The following is a 15,147-nucleotide window of genomic DNA, read 5'->3' as shown; positions in this document are numbered from 1 at the left end:
AAAGACTGTGTCGCAAATTCAAAAAAATGATTCACAAAGTTATTGGAAAAAGTGGATAGAAGATCGCGATATTCATGCTGGTGATGCTCTAATTCGGATCTATATGCCTTTAGTTCATTTTCAAGTAAATCGTATTTCTCAAAATTTACCTTCGAATGTCAGTAGAGATGACTTACGAAGTTTCGCAATGATGGGACTATATGACGCTTTAGAAAAATTTGATCCCAATAGGGATTTAAAATTCGAAACATATGCTTCGATAAGAATAAGAGGAAATATAATGGACGGTCTTCGTAAAGAGGACTGGCTACCAAGAACAACACGAGATAAAGCGAAAAAGATTGACTATGCGATTGAAACGCTAGAACAATCTCTTCAACGAAAAGCGACACCTGAGGAAATTGCACAATATACAGGCTATTCTTCAAGTGAAGTAGTCAATGTAGTTAATGATGTATTTTTCTCTAATATGTTATCTGTTGATGAACAAATTAAAGATGATGGCGATGGCCAGGTTAACTTTATCCAAACATTAAAAGATAATGGAACGTTAACACCTGAAGAAGCGTTACTTAAGGAAGAACAAATTGAGCAACTTGCTAAAACAATTGTTACGGAACTAAATGAAAAAGAACAATTAGTGATTAGTTTATTTTATCATGAAGAATTAACATTCACAGAAATTGGAACGGTATTAAAGCTTTCAACTTCTAGGGTTTCACAAATCCATGCAAAGGCAATTTTTAAACTTAGAGACTTATTAAGTAAAATCTAAGTAATTGTTGCCTATATATCTATCTAATTTTAGGAAGTGAAAATATTGACCGGTCTTATATTCTTATGTTTTGTTTTATTCTTAGTATTATGTGTTTGGAATATTTACTTAACAATGCAATTATCAAGATATAAAGAAATAGAGAAGTCGTTATTTGCCATCAAACAGGAAACTGAGGATGTACTATATTCATTTATGGAAGAATGGAAAGAAGAAAATGACGAATTCTTGAATAAATTAAGCAATAATTCCAATAATAATAAACAGGCTAAAAAATCTACTGTGAAAACAGATTCGATACCAGAAAGTAATCTTCCTCAACAAAATCGAATTGATTTTGTTGAGAAGGATTCAGAGATTGATTATAGTGATCTTTTATTAAATGAAAAAGTTCATAATGAACAAAAAAGTAATGAACAAATTCCTATCTTTTCTAATGAAATAAAAACTTTTGCTAGTGAAAATCGATTAATGACCGATTCGACAGAAAATATTTTGGAAGAGATCTTATTTCTTAAAAAAGATGGTTTTACTATTGATGAAATAGCAAAAAAACTAGATAAAGGGAAAACAGAAGTTGAATTAATGTTGAAACTTCGACAATAATTTCTGATTTCACTTGATAAAATAATTTGCTTATGCTATAGTAGTCCATGGTGTTATTACACACGCTAGCCGATTTTCTTATTGGTGCTACCCAGTATGGGAGTTATAGGAAAAGATGAAGCAAGCGGAGGAAAAAGAACCATTAGGAGGAAAAAACATGTCAGTAATTTCTATGAAACAATTATTAGAAGCTGGTGTTCACTTCGGTCATCAAACTCGCCGTTGGAACCCAAAAATGAAGCGTTACATCTTTACAGAGCGTAACGGTATCTACATCATCGACCTACAAAAAACAGTTAAAAAGGTTGAAGAATGTTACAACGTAATGAAAGGTATTGCTGCTGAAGGCGGAAATATTCTTTTCGTAGGTACAAAAAAACAAGCTCAAGAAGCAATCAAAGATGAAGCTATCCGTTCAGGTATGTACTTCATCAACCAACGTTGGTTAGGTGGAACTTTAACTAACTTCCAAACAATCCAAAAACGTGTTAAACGTTTAAAAGATATCGAAAGAATGCAAGAAGATGGTACTTTCGAAGTATTACCTAAAAAAGAAGTTATCCAACTTAAAAAAGAATTAGAGCGTCTTGAAAAGTTCTTAGGCGGAATCAAAGACATGAAGCAACTTCCAGATGCATTATTCGTTGTTGATCCTCGTAAAGAGCGTATCGCAGTGGCTGAAGCACGTAAGTTAAACATCCCAATCATCGGTATTGTTGATACTAACTGTGATCCAGATGAAATCGATCACGTTATCCCAGCAAACGACGATGCTATTAGAGCTGTAAAACTTCTTACATCAAAAATGGCAGATGCGATTCTTGAAGCGAAACAAGGCGAAGAAACAACTGCTTAATGAAGTTAAAGGTGATAAGAGGGTTTAGCCTTTTATCACCTTTTTTTAAGGTGAACTATTAATAATATGTTTACCTTTATAAATGATTGAATAAAATAAGCTTACATATAGGAGATGAATATAATGGCAATTACTGCACAAATGGTAAAAGAATTACGTGAAAAAACTGGCGCTGGTATGATGGATTGTAAAAAAGCGTTAACTGAAACAAACGGAGATATGGATCAAGCAATTGACTACCTTCGTGAAAAAGGTATCGCAAAAGCTGCTAAGAAAAACGATCGTATCGCTGCTGAAGGTTTAACTTTCGTAGAAGTTGCTGGTAACGAAGCTGTACTTTTAGAAGTTAACTCAGAAACTGATTTTGTTGCTAAAAACGAAGGCTTTAAAGAATTAGGTTCTGCTTTAGCAAAACACATCGTTGCTAACAAACCTGCTACTGTTGAAGAAGCTTTAGCTCAAACAATGGCTAATGGTGAACTAGTTGAAACTTTCATCAACCATGCAATCGCTAAAATCGGAGAAAAAATCTCTTTACGTCGTTTTGAACAAGTTTCAAAAACTGATGCTGATGCATTCGGTGCATACTTACACAGTGGTGGTCGTATTGGTGTTCTTACAGTTGTTGAAGGAACTACAAATGAAGAAGTTGCGAAAGATGTTTCAATGCACATTGCAGCTATCAACCCTAAATACATTTCTCGTGATGCTGTTTCTCAAGAAGAAGTTGAGCATGAGCGTCAAATCTTAACTCAACAAGCATTAAACGAAGGAAAACCTGAAAATATCGTTGCTAAAATGGTTGAAGGCCGTATTGGTAAATATTTTGAAGAAATTTGTTTATTAGATCAATCTTTCGTTAAAAACCCAGATGTTAAAGTAGGTCAATTCGTAAAATCTGCTGGTGGAACAGTTAAATCATTTGTTCGCTTTGAGGTTGGAGAAGGCTTAGAAAAACGTGAAGATAACTTTGCTGAAGAAGTAATGAATCAAGTAAAAGGTAACTAATTAGTTACGATGAATGAATAGGGGACACTTAGTGTTCCCTATTTTTTAAAGCTAGAGAATACATAAGTAAGTACGCATATGGAGGTAATTATGAGTAATGCAAAGTATAATCGCGTAGTATTAAAGCTTAGTGGAGAAGCTTTAGCTGGAGGTCAAGGATTTGGTATTAATCCTTCAGTTATTAAATCAATTGCTGAACAGGTAAAAGAAATTGCAGAACTTGATGTTGAAGTTGCTGTCGTAGTTGGTGCAGGTAACATTTGGCGTGGGAAAACTGGTAGTGAGATGGGCATGGATAGAGCTACAGCAGATTATATGGGTATGTTAGGTACTGTCATGAACTCATTAGCACTTCAAGATAGCCTTGAGACATTAGGTGTTCAATCTCGTGTTCAATCATCTATCGAAATGCGTCAAGTTGCAGAACCATATATTCGCCGTAAAGCAATTCGTCATTTAGAAAAGAAACGCGTAGTTATTTTCGCTGCTGGTACTGGAAATCCGTACTTCTCAACAGATACGACAGCTGCGTTACGTGCTGCAGAGATTGAGGCAGATGTTATTTTAATGGCGAAAAATAATGTAGATGGAGTATACACTGCAGACCCATCAATCGATAAAAATGCAGTTAAATACGAAACTCTTACATATTTAGATGTCCTTAAAGAAGGCTTAGGTGTTATGGATTCAACTGCATCTTCATTATGTATGGACAATGACATTCCTTTAATTGTATTCTCAATTATGGAAGAAGGAAATATTAAACGTGCCGTATTAGGCGAAAATATCGGAACTATAGTAAAGGGGAAATAACGATGTCAAATCAAATCATCTCTTTAGCAAAAGAAAAAATGACTAAAGCAGTTTCTGCATTTTCAAGAGAGTTAGCAACTGTTCGTGCGGGTCGCGCGAATCCAGCTATTTTAGATAAAGTTTCAGTTGAATATTATGGTGCTCCAACGCCATTAAACCAAATGGCTAATATATCAGTACCTGAAGCTAGATTATTATTAATTACACCTTACGATAAAACAATGATTTCTGAAATGGATAAAGCAATCCAAAAAGCTGATTTAGGTTTAAATCCATCTAATGATGGAACAGTTATCAGAATCGCATTCCCACCTTTAACTGAAGAGCGTCGTCGTGATTTAGTTAAAGTAGTCAAAAAATCAGCTGAAGATGCAAAAGTTGCAGTACGTAATATTCGTCGTGATGCAAATGACGATCTTAAAAAAGCTGAGAAAAATGGCGATATTACTGAAGACGAACTACGTGGTCTTGTAGAGGATATTCAAAAACAAACTGATTCTCATATCGAAAAAATCGATGGAATCACTAAAGATAAAGAAAAAGAGATAATGGAAGTTTAATACTGCTTTGCAAGGTATATCTTACTATAGCGCTTAGTAATTGTTCCTAAATTATTCGTATTAATGGTATTAAATATTTTCTTTTATATCATATAATTAAATTGACTAAGCGCTTTGAGTAAAAAGACCCTCTGTTTAAGGGGGTTTTTTTACTCAATATTGTAATTAGATGTACTTAAACGGAGGATTAAAGATGTTTAAATTATTTTCTTTCTTGAAAAGAAAAAAGCGAGAGAAGAGTGTACCTCCAAATTCACAAGTAATTGGTGAGAATGGAGTAATACCAGAACATATTGCAATCATTATGGATGGAAACGGTCGATGGGCACAAAAAAGAAATCTACCGAGGATTAAAGGCCATTATGAGGGAATGAAGGTTGTTCGTACGATCGCTAGAACTGCGAGTCATTTAGGTGTTAAAACCCTAACTTTATATGCATTTTCTACTGAAAATTGGAAAAGACCTAAAACTGAAGTGGAATTTTTAATGAAACTTCCACAAGAATTTTTAGGAACGTTTTTACCTGAATTAATTGAAGAAAATGTTCAAGTGAGACTGACAGGAAATAAAGAACAACTTCCAAGTTATACAATAGATGCAGTATTAAAAGCAGTAGAAGAAACAAAGAATAATACAGGGATGATTTTAAACTTTGCCTTAAATTACGGATCGAGAGATGAAATTATTTCTGCAGTTAAAAATATTTCTACAGATGTATTAAATAAAAAATTAAATCATGAAGATATTAATGATCAATTGTTTAATGACTATTTAATGACAAGTGATTTAAAAGATCCCGATTTGTTAATTCGTACGAGTGGGGAACTCCGAATTAGTAATTTTATGTTATGGCAGATTGCTTATTCGGAATTATATTTTACAGATGTATTATGGCCTGATTTTACTGAAGAATCGTTAATCGAAGCAGTAAAAGAATATCAAAATCGAGCAAGAAGATATGGCGGTATTTAAGAAAGTGGTGAACGAAATTGAAACAGCGTATTATAACAGGAGTTATAGCTGGAGCATTATTTTTAGGGTTAGTTTATTTCGGAAAATGGCCATTTGGTTTACTAGTTTTTGCTTTAGGATCAATTGGTTATTTTGAATTAATGCGCATGAAGAAATTTAATCTAAATAGTGCACAATGTGTACTTGGATTGATATTAACATGGGTAGCAATTACTCCAACTGAGCTATCGGATCTGATTTTTCCAGAACTAATTGGGAAAACTGAAATTTCGATCGTGCTAATCCTATTACTTTTATCATATACAGTAATTACAAAGAATACATTTACTTTTGAAGATGCTTCATTTGTAATCCTATCTAGTTTATATGTAGGCTTAGGATTCCATTATATGTATGAAATAAGAAATATGGGTCTTTCATACTTTTTCTTCCCATTATTTGTTATCTGGGCAACTGATTCTGGCGCTTATTTTATTGGAAAAGCAACAGGTAAAACTAAACTTTGGCCAGATATTAGCCCAAACAAAACGATTGAAGGTTCTATTGGGGGAATTATATGTGCCATTGTAGTTGCGATTATTTTATCGATTGTGTTAACTTTAGATTATTCGATATTCTATTTAATATTAGTAGCTATACTAGTATCAATTTTTGGTCAATTAGGAGATCTTGTACAATCTGCATATAAAAGATATTACGGAGTAAAAGATTCGGGTCAATTATTACCTGGTCATGGTGGTATTTTAGACAGATTTGATAGTATCATTTTTACATTGCCAATCGTTTATTTACTATATGTAATTTAGGGTTAGTTTTAAGTAGTTAAGGAGACATACCAAATGAAGAAAATCAGCTTACTTGGAGCAACTGGTTCAATAGGCATACAGACTCTTGATATTATTAGAAATCAATCTAATGATTTTGAACTAGTAGCATGTTCTGCCGGTAAAAATATTGAAGAATTATACAAAATAATTTTAGAATTTCAACCAAAACTAGTTTCAGTGGCAAGCAAAGAAGAAGCTGAAAAACTTAAAAAATTAGATATTCCTTCAGCTACTAAAATTTTATATGGTGAAGAAGGACTAATTGAAGTAGCAGTTCACCAAGATAGTACGATATTAGTAAATGCAGTCGTTGGAAGTGTAGGTCTAGTTCCAACAATGAAAGCAATCCAAAATAAGAAAACAATTGCATTAGCAAATAAAGAAACATTAGTTACTGCTGGTCATATCGTAATGGCTGAAGCAGAAAAGTATGGTGTTTCAATTTTACCGGTTGATAGTGAGCATTCAGCTATCTTTCAGTGTTTGAACGGAGAAAATACAAAAGAAATACATAAATTAATTATTACAGCTTCAGGTGGGAGTTTTAGAGATAAAACTAGAGATCAGTTAGAAAATGTTACAGTAGCGGATGCTCTGAATCATCCAAACTGGTCAATGGGAGCTAAAATTACGATTGATTCAGCGACAATGATGAATAAAGGATTAGAAGTAATTGAAGCGCATTGGTTATTTAATATGCCTTATGAAAAGATTCAAGTTCTACTTCATCGTGAAAGTGTAATTCATTCTATGGTTGAATTTCAAGATGGAAGTGTTATGGCACAACTTGGTACACCAGATATGAGAGTACCAATAGCCTATGCGCTAAACTATCCATCTCGAAAACCAGTTAAAAATCATAATTCACTTGATTTGATTAAATTTGGAAAGCTCCACTTTGAAAAAATGGATTTTAACAGATTTAAATGTTTAGAATTTGCATTTCATGCAGGGAAAATTGGTGGAAGTCTTCCTACCGTTTTAAATGCTGCAAATGAGGAAGCCGTTAGTGCCTTCCTTCAAAATAAAATATCATTCTTACAAATCGAAAATTTAATTGAAGATGCTCTCGAAAAACACAATGTAATAAGCAAGCCTTCATTAGAAGAAATTCGAGCAATTGATGTCCAAACAAGACAATTCGTTTCATCACAAATAAAGTAAGGGTGGTAATAATATGAATACAGTCATTGCGTTTATTGTGATCTTTGGAGTTCTAGTATTCTTCCATGAATTAGGACATTTATACTTTGCAAAGCGAGCAGGCATATTATGTAGAGAATTTGCAATTGGATTTGGTCCTAAAGTATTTTCTTTTTATCGAAATGAAACGACTTATACAATTAGATTACTACCATTGGGTGGATATGTTCGTTATGCAGGCGAAGACCCAGAAATGGTACAAGTTAAGCCTGGATCACATATTGGATTACAATTTAACAATATCGGTGAAGTGACAAAGATTGTTGTTGATCAATTTGATCGTTTTCAAGATCTTCGTTTTGTAGAAGTAGATTCACTTGATTTAGAACATAAGTTGGAAATAATCGGTATTGAAGAGGGAACTGAAGAACCTACAACGTTTATTGTTAACGAAAAAGCGTTTGTATATAGTGAAGGTCAAGGCCATCAAATTGCACCTTATAATCGCCAGTTTAATAGTAAATCAGTTGGTAAACGAGCAATTGCAATTTTTGCTGGTCCAATGATGAATTTTATTTTGGCGTTAATTATATTTATTCTATTAGGAATATTACAAGGTACTCCTGTAGATGATGCCAAAATTGGTAAGTTACTACCAAATGGAGCAGCTTCAACTGCAGGACTTAAAATGGGTGATATTGTACTTTCAATTGATAACAAAGAAGTTACTAAATGGGCTGAAGTTGTAAAAGTAGTAAGAGAAAGTCCAGGTAAAGAATTGTTATTTGAAGTGAAACGAGATAATAAAGTGATCAATTTACCTATCACGCCAAAAGCTGAAAAAATCGATAATAAAGTGAACGGATTAATTGGTGTATATGCACCGGTTGAAAAGAATGTTTTTGCTTCAATTAAATATGGTGTAACAGAAACAGTTGGGTGGACAAAAGAAATTGTTCTTGCAGTTGGGCAACTTGTAACAGGGAAATTCTCGATAAATAATCTTTCAGGTCCAGTAGGAATTTATCAAGTTACAGATCAAGCAGCTCAATCTGGTATTTTCTACTTAATGAAATGGGCAGCATTTTTAAGTATCAACTTAGGAATTATGAACTTACTTCCATTACCAGCATTAGATGGTGGAAGATTAACGTTCTTTGCTGTAGAAGCATTACGTGGAAGACCAATTGATCGTCAAAAAGAAGGCGTTGTGCACTTTATTGGCTTTGCTTTACTAATGTTATTAATGATTATAGTTACATGGAACGATATTAAAAGATTATTTTTATAAGAATGAAATTTGAGGTGAATCCTTTTGAAACAAAGTATAGTGTATAGCCCTACTCTTAGAGAGGTACCATCTGATGCAGATATTAGAAGTCATCAACTATTATTAAGAGCAGGATTTATTAGACAAAATGCGTCTGGAATATATAGCTTTCTACCATTAGGGAATAAAGTACTACAGAAAGTCGCGAATATCGTTCGTGAAGAGATGAATAATGCTGGCGCTATGGAAATGTTAATGCCTGCACTTCAAGCTCAAGAATTATGGGAAGAGTCTGGTAGATGGGATAATTTTGGTCCAGAATTAATGCGATTGCGCGATCGACATGGACGTGGTTTTGCACTTGGTGCTACACATGAAGAAGTTGTAACATCAATTGTCCGTGACGAGTTAAAATCATATAAAAAATTACCTATTACACTATATCAAATTCAATCAAAATTCAGAGACGAAAAACGTCCACGATTTGGATTGTTGCGTGGACGTGAATTTTTAATGAAGGATGCTTATTCATTCCATGCATCTTCTGAGAGTTTAGATGAAGTATATGATCGCTTGTTTAAAGCATATAGCAATGTATTTGCTCGATGCGGATTAAACTTTAGAGCTGTTGTTGCTGATTCAGGTGCAATGGGTGGGAAAGATACACATGAATTTATGGTGTTATCAGACATTGGAGAAGATACGATTGCATTTTCAACAGAGTCAGATTATGCTGCAAATATCGAAATGGCTCCAGTTGTTACTGTTAATGAACAAACAGATGAAATGATGGAAGATATTCAAAAGGTATCGACACCAAATCAAAAAACGATTGATGAGGTAATTGATTACTTAAACTTACCTATTGAAAAAAGCATTAAGTCGATCATTTTTAAAGCGGATGAAAAATTTGTTCTTGTTCTTGCACGTGGAGATCATGAAATAAATGATATTAAATTGAAGAATTACTTAGGCGCATTGTCAGTAGAACTTGCTACAAAGGAAGAAGTAAAAGAATTAATGAATTGCGAGATTGGTTCATTAGGTCCGATCGGAGTAAAATCTGATCTACTTGTTTTAGCAGATAATGCAATACAAGGTATTGTTAATGGATGTTGTGGAGCAAACGAAGAAGGATACCATTATATAAATGTAACAGTAAATCGTGATTATACAGTTAAGGATTTTGCAGATTTACGATTTATTCAAGAAGGTGACTTATCACCAGATGGAAAAGGAATAATTGCCTTTGCCAAAGGAATAGAAGTTGGCCATGTATTTAAACTAGGCACAAAATATTCTGAGTCGATGAATGCAACTTTCTTAGATGAAAACGGTAAATCTAATCCAATTATTATGGGATGCTATGGAATCGGCGTTTCTCGTACTTTAGCAGCAATAGTTGAACAATATAATGACGAAAAAGGTATACTGTGGCCAAAAAACTTAGCTCCTTTTGATGTGCATGTGATTACAGTAAACACAAAGAGTGATGATCAAGTTCAATTAGCAGATGATATTTATAAAATGCTGAAAGAAAATGGACAAGATGTATTACTTGATGATCGTAACGAGCGAGTAGGCGTAAAATTTGCTGACGCTGACTTATTTGGTATTCCAGTTCGTGTAACTATAGGTAAGCGAGCTCCAGAAGGAATCGTAGAATTGAAAACTAGAGATGGAAAAGTTAGTAAAGAAGTAGAAATTGCTAACTTAATTAATGAAATAAATATGTTAAAATAAAAAATAGAAAGTACCTCTTTTAGGGGTACTTTCTATTATGTGTTGAACATTCCGTTGCAATTTCGAAAGGCTGGTGAAAAAATGGGACAAACTCGACAAGAACGTTTTCAACTTTTATTGGATCAACTTCAATTTCCATTAGAAATGCGAGAGATGTATTTTAATAATGGTGAAATTGTAAATCTCGAAGTTAATAAAAGTGAAAGAAAGTGGCAATTTACATTTAAAGTTGAAAATGTACTTCCTTTTTCAACGTTCCAAGTTTTTATAACAAGTTTATTAAGAACTTTTAAGCATATAGCTGATGTGTCTGTAGTGATAAAAACTGAAAATGCGAATGTAGAGGAACAAAAAGTAATTGATTATTGGTCATATATGATTCAATCGATTGAATCAAAATCTCCAATTTTACAACATATTGAAGGTACTATTCCATCTGTTGATAAAAATAAAGTTATGATTGATTTAAATAGTTTGATTGAAGAAAATGCATTTACTACGAGATATGTTCCCCAGCTTCAAGAACTATATCAAAACGTTGGTTTTCCTAAACTTTTCTTTGAAAATAAAATAAATGATAATGTAGAAGAAAAAGCTGAATTTCTAGAGAAAAAAGCAGAAGAAGATCGTCAAAGAGCAATGGAAGTTCTAGTTGAATTAGATAAGAGAGAAGCCGAAGAAGCTGATGGAGAAGAACCACAAGGCCCAATAGTTGTAGGTTATTATATTAAAGAAAACGAGATCAATACAATTTCCTCGATAATTGAAGAAGAAAAACGTGTAATTCTGCAAGGGTTTGTATTCGATTCTGAAATCCGCGAACTAAAAAGTGGTCGTGTGTTAATTACATTTAAAATAACTGATTATACAAGCTCAATCCTAGTTAAAATGTTCTCTCGTGATAAAGAAGACATTCCAATGTTAAATAAAATTAAAAAAGGAATGTGGGTAAAAGTTAGAGGATCTATTCAAAACGATACATTTGTACGTGATCTTGTAATGATCGCAAATGATATAAATGAAATAACTCCAGATGAACGTAAAGATGAGGCACCTGAAGGAGAACGAAGAATTGAATTACATGCTCATACACATATGAGTTCAATGGACTCAGTTTGTTCAGCAAGTGATCTTGTAAAACAAGCTGGAAAATTCGGACATGAAGCAATTGCAATTACCGACCATGCCGTAGTACAAGCATTCCCTGATGCATTTAGTGCAGGAAAGAAGCATGGCGTCAAAATTCTTTATGGGGTGGAAATAAATCTTGTAAATGATGGCGTACCAACAGCTTACAATCCTTCCCATGTATCGTTAGATGATGCAACTTATGTTGTATTTGACGTTGAAACAACAGGTTTATCTGCTGTTTATGATACGATCATCGAATTAGCAGGTGTAAAGATTCGTAATGGAGAAATTATTGATCGATTCGAACGTTTCGCTAATCCACATCATCCATTGTCAGCAACGACAATTGAACTAACTGGGATTACAGATGAAATGGTTAAAGATGCTCCAAATATAGATATCGTATTACGCGAGTTCAAAGAATGGATGGAGGATGGCATATTAGTTGCTCACAATGCGTCCTTTGATATGGGCTTCATTCAAATGGGCTTTAAAAAATATGAAATCGGAATAACCGAGAATGGCGTTATTGATACGCTAGAACTAGCACGTAACTTATATCCGGATTTTAAGAATTATCGACTTAACACTCTTTGTAAAAAGTTCGATATCAATTTAACGCAACACCATAGGGCGATTTATGATGCTGAGGCGACTGGTTTTTTAATGATAAAAATGCTTAAAGATGCTTCAGAGCAAGGAATGAACTACCATGATGAATTAAATAACAATATGGGTAAAGGAGATGCGTATAAGCGAGCAAGACCATCTCATGCTACTTTATTGGCAACAAATGAAACTGGTCTTAAAAATTTATTTAAAATCGTTTCGTTTTCTCATATTCATTATCATCACCGAGTACCGAGAGTTCCTAAATCGTTACTGATGAAGCATCGAGAAGGTTTATTAGTAGGTTCTGCGTGTGATAAAGGAGAGGTTTTTGAAGCAAGTGTTCAGAAATCCCCAGAAGAAGCAGAAAAATTAATGGAATTCTATGATTATATTGAAGTTATGCCTCCAGAAGTACTTTTACATTTAGTTGAACTAGAAATCGTTCGAAATGAGCAACATTTAAGAGAAGTTATTTCGAAACTCATTAAAATGGCAGAAAAAGTCGAAAAAATTGTGGTTGGAACCGGTAATGTTCATCATCTACAAAAAGAAGATCAAATTTACCGTAAAATATTAGTTGGATCACAAGGTGGAGCAAATCCACTGAATCGACATAGATTACCGGATGTTCACTTTAGAACAACTGATGAAATGCTTAAAGCATTTGCATTTTTAGGTGAAGAGAAAGCAAAAGAAATTGTTGTAACGAACACGAAGAAAATTTCTAGTTTAATAGAAGATATTAAACCAATTAAAGATGACTTATATACTCCTAAAATTGAAGGGGCAGAGGATGAAGTTCGTGAGATGAGCTACAGTATGGCCCGTTCGATTTATGGTGAAGATTTACCTGAGATTGTTGAAGCAAGACTTGAAAAAGAATTAAAAAGTATTATTGGTCATGGATTCGCAGTTATTTATTTAATTTCTCATAAATTAGTGAAGAAATCATTGGATGATGGCTATCTAGTAGGTTCACGTGGATCAGTAGGTTCCTCCTTAGTTGCAACGATGACGGAAATTACAGAGGTAAATCCACTGCCACCTCATTATGTATGTCCGAATTGTAAGCATTCGGAGTTTTTCAATGATGGTTCAGTTGGTTCAGGGTTTGATTTGCCAAATAAAGATTGTCCTGAATGTGGTACGTCATATAAAAAAGATGGTCATGATATTCCGTTTGAAACCTTCCTTGGATTTAAAGGTGATAAGGTACCCGATATCGATTTGAACTTTAGTGGAGAATATCAGCCTACTGCTCATAACTATACAAAGGTACTTTTTGGTGAGGATTATGTATATCGAGCGGGAACAATTGGTACAGTTGCAGATAAAACTGCATATGGATATGTTCGAGGTTATGCAAATGATCATAATTTAATGTTACGCGGAGCGGAGTTTGATCGATTGGCGATGGGATGTACAGGCGTAAAAAGAACGACTGGACAACATCCAGGTGGTATTATCGTAGTTCCAGATTACATGGATATTTATGATTTTTCACCAATCCAATTCCCAGCGGATGATGTAAAATCAGAATGGAAAACGACACATTTTGACTTCCACTCGATTCATGATAATTTATTAAAGCTAGATATTCTAGGACACGATGATCCAACAGTTATTCGTATGCTTCAAGATTTAAGTGGGATTGATCCGAAAACGATTCCGACTGATGATCCTGAAGTAATGAAAATATTTGCTGGCCCAGAACCTCTTGGTGTATCAGAAGATCAAATCGGTTGTAAAACTGGTACGTATGGTATTCCTGAGTTTGGTACTAAATTTGTTCGACAAATGCTTGAAGATACAAAACCTTCAACATTTTCAGAGTTGGTTCAGATTTCAGGACTCTCACACGGTACGGATGTATGGCTAGGCAATGCGTCAGAATTAATAAACAGCGGTACGTGCTCACTTTCTGAAGTAATTGGTTGTCGTGATGACATTATGGTGTATTTAATTTATCAAGGATTAGAACCTTCATTAGCATTTAAAATAATGGAGTCTGTACGTAAAGGTAAGGGTGTACCACCAGAGTGGGAAGAGGAAATGAGAAATAACAAAGTTCCAGCTTGGTATATCGATTCTTGTAAAAAAATTAAGTATATGTTCCCAAAAGCACATGCTGCTGCTTACGTATTGATGGCTGTTCGTATTGCCTACTTTAAAGTACATCATCCAATTTTGTACTATGCTGCTTATTTTACAGTTCGTGCGGAAGATTTCGATATTGAAGCTATGGTTGCAGGTCCAACTGCAATTAAAGTTAAAATAGATGAAGTAGCAATTAAAGGTTTAGATGCTTCAGTAAAAGAAAGAAGTTTAATGACAGTATTAGAATTAGCATTAGAAATGTGTGAAAGAGGATTTTCTTTCGAACGAATAGATTTATATCGATCTAGTGCAGATGAGTTTTTAGTAAATGGTAATAAATTAATTCCACCATTTAATTCAATTCCAGGTTTAGGTACAAATGCTGCAAAAAATATTGTTCTTGCTAGAGAAGAAGGCGAATTCTTATCAAAGGAAGATTTACAACAAAGAAGTAAAATCTCTAAAACAGTTCTTGAATATCTTGATAAACAAGGCTGTTTACAAAATTTACCTGATCAGAATCAATTGTCATTATTCGATGGCTTTTAACGGTTTGCAAAACTTGGGAATTATGGTATAGTTAGTACAGATGTATTTAGCGCGGGAATTTTTTTGAGAGCAGGGGCAACCTGCTCTTTCTTATTACCCAAATGACCCGATTCATCTCTTTCGTAATTATTGTTGTTAATGAATTTACCATACAATAATTATGCAAATTGGAAATACTAAAGAT

12 protein-coding genes are annotated in these 15,147 nt (G+C 33.8%); all 12 read left to right on the top strand.

Features of this window, described 5'->3' with window-relative positions:
- Window positions 1-7: 7 nt before the first annotated feature.
- The gene (locus B7R65_RS02710) at window positions 8-775 is read left to right on the top strand and encodes a FliA/WhiG family RNA polymerase sigma factor (protein WP_088041202.1); all 768 of its coding nucleotides are present in this window, start codon (window positions 8-10) and stop codon (window positions 773-775) included.
- Between the two features lie 45 nt (window positions 776-820).
- Window positions 821-1,381 carry a hypothetical protein gene (locus tag B7R65_RS02705; RefSeq protein WP_088041201.1) on the top strand — a complete coding sequence of 187 codons (561 nt, stop codon included), beginning with the start codon at window positions 821-823 and terminating at the stop codon, window positions 1,379-1,381.
- A 157-nt stretch (window positions 1,382-1,538) separates the two neighbouring features.
- Window positions 1,539-2,237: a 30S ribosomal protein S2 gene (gene rpsB / locus B7R65_RS02700; protein ID WP_056470859.1), complete on the top strand. Its 699-nt coding sequence runs from the start codon at window positions 1,539-1,541 to the stop codon at window positions 2,235-2,237.
- A gap of 123 nt (window positions 2,238-2,360) precedes the next feature.
- Window positions 2,361-3,245, top strand: coding sequence for a translation elongation factor Ts (gene tsf, locus B7R65_RS02695; protein ID WP_088041200.1), 885 nt, complete (start codon window positions 2,361-2,363; stop codon window positions 3,243-3,245).
- Window positions 3,246-3,335: 90 nt separating this feature from the next.
- Window positions 3,336-4,058 carry a UMP kinase gene (pyrH, locus tag B7R65_RS02690; RefSeq protein ID WP_088041199.1) on the top strand — a complete coding sequence of 241 codons (723 nt, stop codon included), beginning with the start codon at window positions 3,336-3,338 and terminating at the stop codon, window positions 4,056-4,058.
- 2 nt (window positions 4,059-4,060) lie between these two features.
- Complete coding sequence (gene frr, locus B7R65_RS02685) at window positions 4,061-4,618, top strand: ribosome recycling factor (protein WP_088041198.1); 558 nt, start codon at window positions 4,061-4,063, stop codon at window positions 4,616-4,618.
- A 193-nt stretch (window positions 4,619-4,811) separates the two neighbouring features.
- Window positions 4,812-5,591 (top strand): undecaprenyl pyrophosphate synthase, encoded by a 780-nt coding sequence (locus tag B7R65_RS02680; RefSeq protein ID WP_088041197.1) that lies wholly within the window; start codon window positions 4,812-4,814, stop codon window positions 5,589-5,591.
- A gap of 17 nt (window positions 5,592-5,608) precedes the next feature.
- Window positions 5,609-6,397: a phosphatidate cytidylyltransferase gene (locus B7R65_RS02675; protein WP_088041196.1), complete on the top strand. Its 789-nt coding sequence runs from the start codon at window positions 5,609-5,611 to the stop codon at window positions 6,395-6,397.
- 33 nt (window positions 6,398-6,430) lie between these two features.
- The gene (gene dxr / locus B7R65_RS02670) at window positions 6,431-7,582 is read left to right on the top strand and encodes a 1-deoxy-D-xylulose-5-phosphate reductoisomerase (protein WP_088041195.1); all 1,152 of its coding nucleotides are present in this window, start codon (window positions 6,431-6,433) and stop codon (window positions 7,580-7,582) included.
- Window positions 7,583-7,595: 13 nt separating this feature from the next.
- Window positions 7,596-8,852: an RIP metalloprotease RseP gene (gene rseP, locus B7R65_RS02665; protein ID WP_088041194.1), complete on the top strand. Its 1,257-nt coding sequence runs from the start codon at window positions 7,596-7,598 to the stop codon at window positions 8,850-8,852.
- A 24-nt stretch (window positions 8,853-8,876) separates the two neighbouring features.
- Entirely contained in the window at window positions 8,877-10,574 is a 1,698-nt protein-coding gene (locus B7R65_RS02660; RefSeq protein ID WP_088041193.1) for a proline--tRNA ligase, read from the top strand.
- An 81-nt stretch (window positions 10,575-10,655) separates the two neighbouring features.
- Window positions 10,656-14,963: a PolC-type DNA polymerase III gene (locus B7R65_RS02655; RefSeq protein ID WP_088041293.1), complete on the top strand. Its 4,308-nt coding sequence runs from the start codon at window positions 10,656-10,658 to the stop codon at window positions 14,961-14,963.
- The last annotated feature ends 184 nt before the right edge of the window (window positions 14,964-15,147 follow it).

Origin of the sequence: Bacillus sp. EAC (assembly GCF_002156875.1) — a bacterium.
Taxonomy (GTDB): domain Bacteria; phylum Bacillota; class Bacilli; order Bacillales; family Bacillaceae_G; genus Gottfriedia.
Note: the sequence above shows the minus strand (reverse complement) of the source record. Positions and strands in the feature narration are given on the sequence as shown.

What these genes read in the sequence shown, in the direction of transcription:
- B7R65_RS02680 (WP_088041197.1), top strand. Translation starts at nt 4,812, where the DNA reads ATGTTTAAATTATTTTCTTTCTTGAAAAGAAAAAAGCGAGAGAAGAGT.
- dxr (WP_088041195.1), top strand. Translation starts at nt 6,431, where the DNA reads ATGAAGAAAATCAGCTTACTTGGAGCAACTGGTTCAATAGGCATACAG.
- rseP (WP_088041194.1), top strand. Translation starts at nt 7,596, where the DNA reads ATGAATACAGTCATTGCGTTTATTGTGATCTTTGGAGTTCTAGTATTC.
- B7R65_RS02655 (WP_088041293.1), top strand. Translation starts at nt 10,656, where the DNA reads ATGGGACAAACTCGACAAGAACGTTTTCAACTTTTATTGGATCAACTT.
- pyrH (WP_088041199.1), top strand. Translation starts at nt 3,336, where the DNA reads ATGAGTAATGCAAAGTATAATCGCGTAGTATTAAAGCTTAGTGGAGAA.
- rpsB (WP_056470859.1), top strand. Translation starts at nt 1,539, where the DNA reads ATGTCAGTAATTTCTATGAAACAATTATTAGAAGCTGGTGTTCACTTC.
- tsf (WP_088041200.1), top strand. Translation starts at nt 2,361, where the DNA reads ATGGCAATTACTGCACAAATGGTAAAAGAATTACGTGAAAAAACTGGC.
- frr (WP_088041198.1), top strand. Translation starts at nt 4,061, where the DNA reads ATGTCAAATCAAATCATCTCTTTAGCAAAAGAAAAAATGACTAAAGCA.